The sequence below is a fragment of the Saccharomonospora halophila 8 genome (genome assembly GCF_000383775.1).
Classification (GTDB): domain Bacteria; phylum Actinomycetota; class Actinomycetes; order Mycobacteriales; family Pseudonocardiaceae; genus Saccharomonospora; species Saccharomonospora halophila.
In genome coordinates this window covers 79,332-85,551 of record NZ_KB912586.1, presented here as the reverse complement: position 1 = coordinate 85,551, position 6,220 = coordinate 79,332, and the positions used below count along the sequence as shown (strand labels likewise).

The window sequence follows — 6,220 nt, the reverse complement described above, 5'->3', positions numbered from 1 at the left end:
GGCACCGCGGGGCTCGCCGGCCTGCTCGACGACCTCGCCGCGGAACTGGGCGCCCCGCTCGCCGAGCTGCCGCGCGCGGAGAAGCAACGCGCCGTCCGGCTGCTGGAGGAACGCGGCGCCTTCCACTACCGCAAGTCGGCCGAGACGGTCGCCGAAGCACTCGGCGTCACCCGGTTCACCGTCTACAACTACCTGAACCGCTCCCGGGGTTGAGTCCGCTCCGCGGAAGGCGATTGCACGCCGACCGAGGCTCACCGGCTGCGCATCGAGACGGATCGGGCGCTGCTGATCTGCGAGGTCGGTCCTTTGCGACAGCGCCGGCAGCCGACGCATCCGACCGGATTCTCCTGTATCGGCGGGCGGTGGCGTAACCCTCCGTCCGATCTGGGCCGAACGGAGCAGTGGGTTCCCGCTTTCGGTCGCAATCTCGCTTCGTTGGATGCCCGTGCGTCCCGAACCGGGCGCCGGCCGATCTCTGAGAGAGATCGTCGGCATAGTGACGAAGGAGATCAGATGCACCCGCGCCCACTCGTGGCGACGGCTCTCGCCGTCGCCACTACTCTGGCGTTGGCACCCGCTGCCCCCGCCGCTGTCAACCCGGTGGGTGCTTCGCCCCCCGAGCACGACGCCGCCTACGACGTCCGTCGGGACACGTCGGTTCAACCGAGCCGAGCACAGCGCACCGCCGCTGCGGACCTCACCCGGGAGGTCGGCAACGGGACGCGGGTCACCTGGGATTCCCGGTTCGGCACACCCCGCAGCATCCGGCGCCCCGGCGGGTGGCTCACCACCCCCTCGGACGCGGACGCGGAGAGCGTCGCGCGTTCATTTCTGCACGACAACCGGGCGCTGTTCGGCTTCTCGGCCGAGCACATCGACGCCCTGGACGTCACGAGCACGCACGAACTCCCGGGAACGGGGACCCACGTGGTCACCTTCACGCAGACCTTCGACGGTGTTCCCGCGGTCCGCGGTGGGCACCTCGGGGTCGCGGTGTCCTCGGACGGCCGCGTGCTGTCCTATTCCGGTGCCGCCGCACGCGCCACCTCGCTGACCGGCAGCCACGAGCTGACGGCGGCCGACGCGCTGGAGCTGACCGCGGCCGAGTTCGCGCCCGAGGTCACCTTCACTCCCGAACGCGCCGGTGAACGAGCCGGTTTCGACGTGTTCGCTCGGGGTCCGTTCGGCGGCGAGTCTTACGTCCGCCGCGCCGCCTTCCCCACCGACACGGGGGCGGTGCCCGCGTATCAGGTCCTGTTCGTCTCCGCATCGAACGCGGCGTGGCAGACCGTGGTCGACGCGGGAACGTCCGAGATCCTGCATCGGGCTTCGCTGGTGGCGCACGATTCCGAGGGCACCGTGTACGAGAACCACCCCGGTGCCGACGAGGGCGGCCAGCCCGTGATCAAGCCGTTCGGTCCCACCGAACAGTCACCTTCCGGCTACGTCGACCCCACCGGCGTCGCCGGGGTGTCCGGACCGACCACGGCGGGCAACAACGCCAACGCCTATGCCAACTACTCGAACTTCATCGCTCCCGCCGACCAGGCACCTCGCCCGGTAAGCCCCACGGCGCAATTCAACTACTCCTACGCCGAGAACTGGGCACGCAGCGAGGGGCGGACCACGCCACCGAGCTATGCGCAGGACCTCGACCCGGCGGCGACCAACCTGTTCTGGCACCACAACCGCATCCACGACGAGTTCTACGAACTCGGCTTCACCGAGACCGCCGGCAACTTCCAGGTCGATAATCACGGCAGAGGAGGGAAGGCCGGCGACCCGATCCTGGGCCTGGTGCACGCCGGGGCTGTCAGCGGTGGCGCACCGACGTACACCGGGCGGGACAACGCCTACATGCTTACCCTGCCCGACGGATTACCCCCGTGGAGCGGGATGTTCCTCTGGGAGCCGATCAACGACGCGTTCGAGGGCCCGTACAGTGACGGCAACTTCGATGCCGGTGTGATCGAGCACGAGTACGCGCACGGACTGAGCAACCGCTACGTCAGTGGCGAGGACAACGCGCTGAACACCCACCAGTCCGGGTCGATGGGCGAGGGCTGGGGCGATTGGTACGCCTTGAACTACCTGTACGGCAACGGTCTGGCGGAGCGGCCCGTGGTCGGCGAGTACGTCACCGGCAACGCGGACCGGGGAATCCGCAACTGGGACTATGACACCAACCCCACGACGTTCGCCGACATCGGCTACGATCTCGGTGGCGCCGAGGTGCACTCGGATGGCGAGATCTGGACCGCGACCCTGTGGGATATGCGCACGGCACTGGTTGACGAGTACGGCGAGGCCGAGGGCGGTGAGATCGCGGCGCGGATCGTGACCGACGCGATGCCACTGTCCCCGCCCGATCCGTCCTTCGTGGATATGCGGGACGCGATCCGTTCGGCGCTGGACAACCGGTATCATTCCCGCACCGACTACGCCACGATCGTCGACCTGGTCTTCGGTGCGTTCGCGTCCCGGGGTCTCGGTGTGCACGCCAGCACGAAGAGTGGGTCCGACACCGATCCGGTGCCGTCGTTCGCGCATGTCAACCCGGTGCACAACGGCTCGGTGAGTGGCCGGGTCGTCAACGCGTCAACGGGAGAGCCCATCCCGGACGCCGAGGTGATCGTCGGCAGGTTCGAGGCACGCGTCAGTCCACTGCGGGTCACCTCGGAGACCGGGGCGTTCTCGGCGCCGTTGGTGGATGGGACTTACCCGATCACCATCACGGCCCCGGGATTCGGAGCGCGGACGTTCTCCGATATCTCCGTGAGCGCCGGACACGACACCGGATTGCGGTTCTCTCTCGACCCGAACCTGTCCTCGATGGCGAACGGGGCCACGGTCGTATCGGCCACCGCGGCCAACGCGGGCGATCTGCTCGACGATACCGAGGCCAGTACCTGGAAGGCGGCACCCGGCACCGGGAACGTGACCGTCGAACTGGCACAACCGGCGCAGGTCTCGCGCGTGCGGGTGAGCGCCTACACCACGTCCCGCTTCGAGGGTCTGCGCGGGTTCACGGTGCAGACCTCGGAAGACGGAGTGAACTGGCGGACAGCGCTGACCGAACCGGACGGCTTCGGTTACCAGGCACCGCGCCCGACCGCGCCGGACCTGCACTATCGTGATTTCGCAGTGAACAGCGAGAGGCACACGAAGTACGTCCGCTTCTGGGCGGACTCGGCACAAGGCGAAACCAAGGACCAGGTGCAGGCGGCCGAATTTCAGGTGTTCTCGGGTTCGTCCACGGGTGTGGAGCCGCTGCCGCCGACACCTCCGGACGAGCCCGTGACCGATGAGGGCACTATCGCGGCCGGGAATCCCAGCACGGGATTGACCCCCACCGGTGCCACGGCCAATGCGTTCATCTCGGCGTGCACTGCTCCGCCGCCCGGTCAGGGCGCGGACGGCTGGGTCACCGCATTGCCCGCCGGCTTCGGTGACGGCGCACATCGGGTGAAGGTGCGAGGAGACAGCGCCACGCCGTACGATCTCGACCTGTACTTCTTCGACCAGAACTGCGAGCCGACCGGATCGGCCGCGTCCGCCTCGGCGGATGAGTCGACCACGGTGCCGAGCGGGACGCGATATGTGCTGACCCAGCTGTGGCTGGGCACCGCCGTGCCGATCACACTGACCGCCACCGACACCGCCTGAACGGGCGGTGACCGCACAGGAGATCACCCCGGTGTGTCTCAGCGAGTAGCGTGCGCGCGGGCTACCGAGCGAGGCATGCCGGTGGCGGGCTGGGTACGCGTGATGCTCAGCCCGCCATCGACGGCACGGCGTCGCCCACCGAGCGGGAATCGGCCTGCTCAACCGGGATCTGATGGTTCCATGCCGCAGCCGCTCCTTTGGCGGCGACCTCGGGCATCCGAGCCGCGCACCGCTTGACGCGGGGTGCGGACGGGAGAAACGTCGTGGACGCGGGTGTCGTGCTCGGCCCCCATCCACGGGACCCAACTCGGTGTTCACGAGGCGGAGGACACGTCGATGCGAATCCATCACATCGCCCCAGACATCCACGTGCTCAACGATGCGCTCGAAGTACCCGGACTCGGGTACCTTCCGGTCAACGCCTTCGTGCTGCACGCGACTCAGCCCGTCGTCGTCGACACCGGGCTGAGCTTGCCCGGACGCGGGCTCATGGACGCACTGAGCTCGGTCATCGACCCGCGCGACGTGCGATGGGTCTGGCTGACACATCCGGATCGCGACCACACCGGGGCGCTGTTCGACCTCCTCGACGCCTCGCCGCGGGCCAAGGTGGTCACCACGTTCCTCGGGATGGGCATCATGTCTACCGAACGTCCACTTCCGGTCGACCGCGTGTTCTTACTGAACCCGGGCCAGACGTTGGACGTTGGAGATCGGCGGTTGTTCGCGTTCCGTCCTCCCCTGTTCGACAACCCGGCGACGGTCGGCTTCTACGATTCTCGATCGCGGGCCTGCTTCAGCTCGGACTGCTTCGGAGCGCCGATGGTCAGTGCTGACCTGGCCGCGTCGAGTGATGTGCGCGAGGTGCCCGCAGAGGAGCTGCGCGCCGCCCAGTTACTGTGGGCGAGCGTGGACAGCCCGTGGATCGCGAGTGTGGATCGCGCGGCGTATCTGGGCACGATCGACCCGCTCCGGGCCGTGGAGCCGGAAGTGGTCCTGAGCACGCACCTCCCGCCGGCGATGGGGCGTACTGCGTCGTTGCTCGACATGCTCGCTTCAGCGCCCGACGCGCCCGCCTTCGTGGGCCCGGATCAGCACGCATTGGAGGAGATGCTGGCGGGGTTCGAGCGCGCTTCCAAGTGAGCCATCGATGCTGCGGCCTCAACCGCGAGGACCTCGCCCGCAGCGGACGTGGTCGTCGGCATCGGGCCACACGGGAGGTCCCGGTCGTCAGCGCCGCCGGAGTTTCCGCCCCTGCCTTTTGACCCCGGAGTGGTATCCGTCAGCCTCGGGCAGGAGGCCGGTCGTGGGCATGGAGTAACCGTCGCGCGCCCTCGGCCACACCGCGAGAATGTCGGCCCCGCAGTCCACCGCCCGTACGTGGTCGGGCCCGGGCGGCGCATGTCGCGGGTCCTGTGTCTCGGGGCGCGAACGACCGCGCGGGCCGCTTCTGCCGGGAGTGATGACCGGTCGTGCACGGTCGCCACTTCTCTGTCCGGTTGTTCGGCAGTCGTGTCGGACACGTACCCGTGCGGTCTCCGGCGAAACGCGTCGATCCGTCCGTCCCGGGCTCGCACGGTTCGGTCCGGGGAAAACGCGGAGAGCTCGGCACCCGTTGTCGTGGTTGAGCGGTAGACCCTCTTGCGATTCGAGCTCCCGTCGGTCGTAGGTGATCAGAAAGCTGTTCCGCACCATTTTCGAGGGATCCGGATCGGGTGTTTCGTAGCCGATGTCGGATTCGTCGGCGTGAACGCTGCTCTGAATGAGTGGATATCGTGTGGGAAAGTAATTGTCGAGATCTGGGCACCGATTGACTCGGTGGAGTCCGGAGGTGGCGTGTCCGCTACAGCGGACCACTCCGGTCGCTCGGAAGGGGTTGTTCGACAATGAGACGAGTTCGGGCTCTGTTCGGTTCGGTCGTCGTCGCGGGGGCGGTGCTGGTGGGCACGGCGTCCCCCGCGGCGGCACACAGCGCGTCGGAGGCAGTGCAGTACGGCTGCGGGTCGGGATACGGGATCGTCAGCGACGGCACGCGCGCCGTGCGGACCGACTCGGGCGCGGTCTGGGGCTACGTTCACCTCGCCTACAACAGCGGTAACGGGAGGAACTGCGTCGTTACCCGGAAGACCTCCTACCACGGCACTCCGTCCCGGGTACGGGCCGAGATCACGGTCGCGGGCGACGGCGCCTACTCCAACGCCGACAACTCGGCGTCCCACTGGGAATCGGTGAAGCGCTACGCCAGTGACACGTGTGTCCAGTACTTCGGCTGGATCTGGGATCCCGCGGGCAGCACGTTGGCCGCGGGTGGCCGTACCACCTGGGGTAACTGCGGGTGACCCGACACCACCGTGTCGTGCCGGAGCCCTCCCCGTCGGGCGGGCACCGGCACGATTCGTCACCGGCGCGGGGTAGATCTCTCGGTGGCGTCGGACGGACTGTCGACGGCCGCCGACGTCGTGATGGCCGGGGTGCGGCGGCGGACGGCGAGGGCGGTGAGCACGGCGAGCACGCCGATGCAGCCGGCCACGACGAACGCGGCGCGCAGGCCGTC

The 6,220-nt window shown here is 68.4% G+C and carries 4 protein-coding genes; all 4 read left to right on the top strand.

The annotated features are described in order from the left end of the window. A partial coding sequence (locus SACHA_RS0118855) for a helix-turn-helix domain-containing protein (protein WP_019812263.1) occupies positions 1 to 213 on the top strand: 213 nt, incomplete at its 5' end. Positions 214 to 600: 387 nt separating this feature from the next. Further along, a complete protein-coding gene (locus SACHA_RS0118850; RefSeq protein WP_019812261.1) occupies positions 601 to 3,666 on the top strand; it encodes a M36 family metallopeptidase in 3,066 nt (1,021 codons plus the stop codon). Between the two features lie 336 nt (positions 3,667 to 4,002). Beyond that, complete coding sequence (locus SACHA_RS0118845) at positions 4,003 to 4,809, top strand: MBL fold metallo-hydrolase (protein WP_028663342.1); 807 nt, start codon at positions 4,003 to 4,005, stop codon at positions 4,807 to 4,809. 743 nt (positions 4,810 to 5,552) lie between these two features. Continuing rightward, positions 5,553 to 6,005 (top strand): hypothetical protein, encoded by a 453-nt coding sequence (locus SACHA_RS0118840; RefSeq protein WP_019812258.1) that lies wholly within the window; start codon positions 5,553 to 5,555, stop codon positions 6,003 to 6,005. The last annotated feature ends 215 nt before the right edge of the window (positions 6,006 to 6,220 follow it).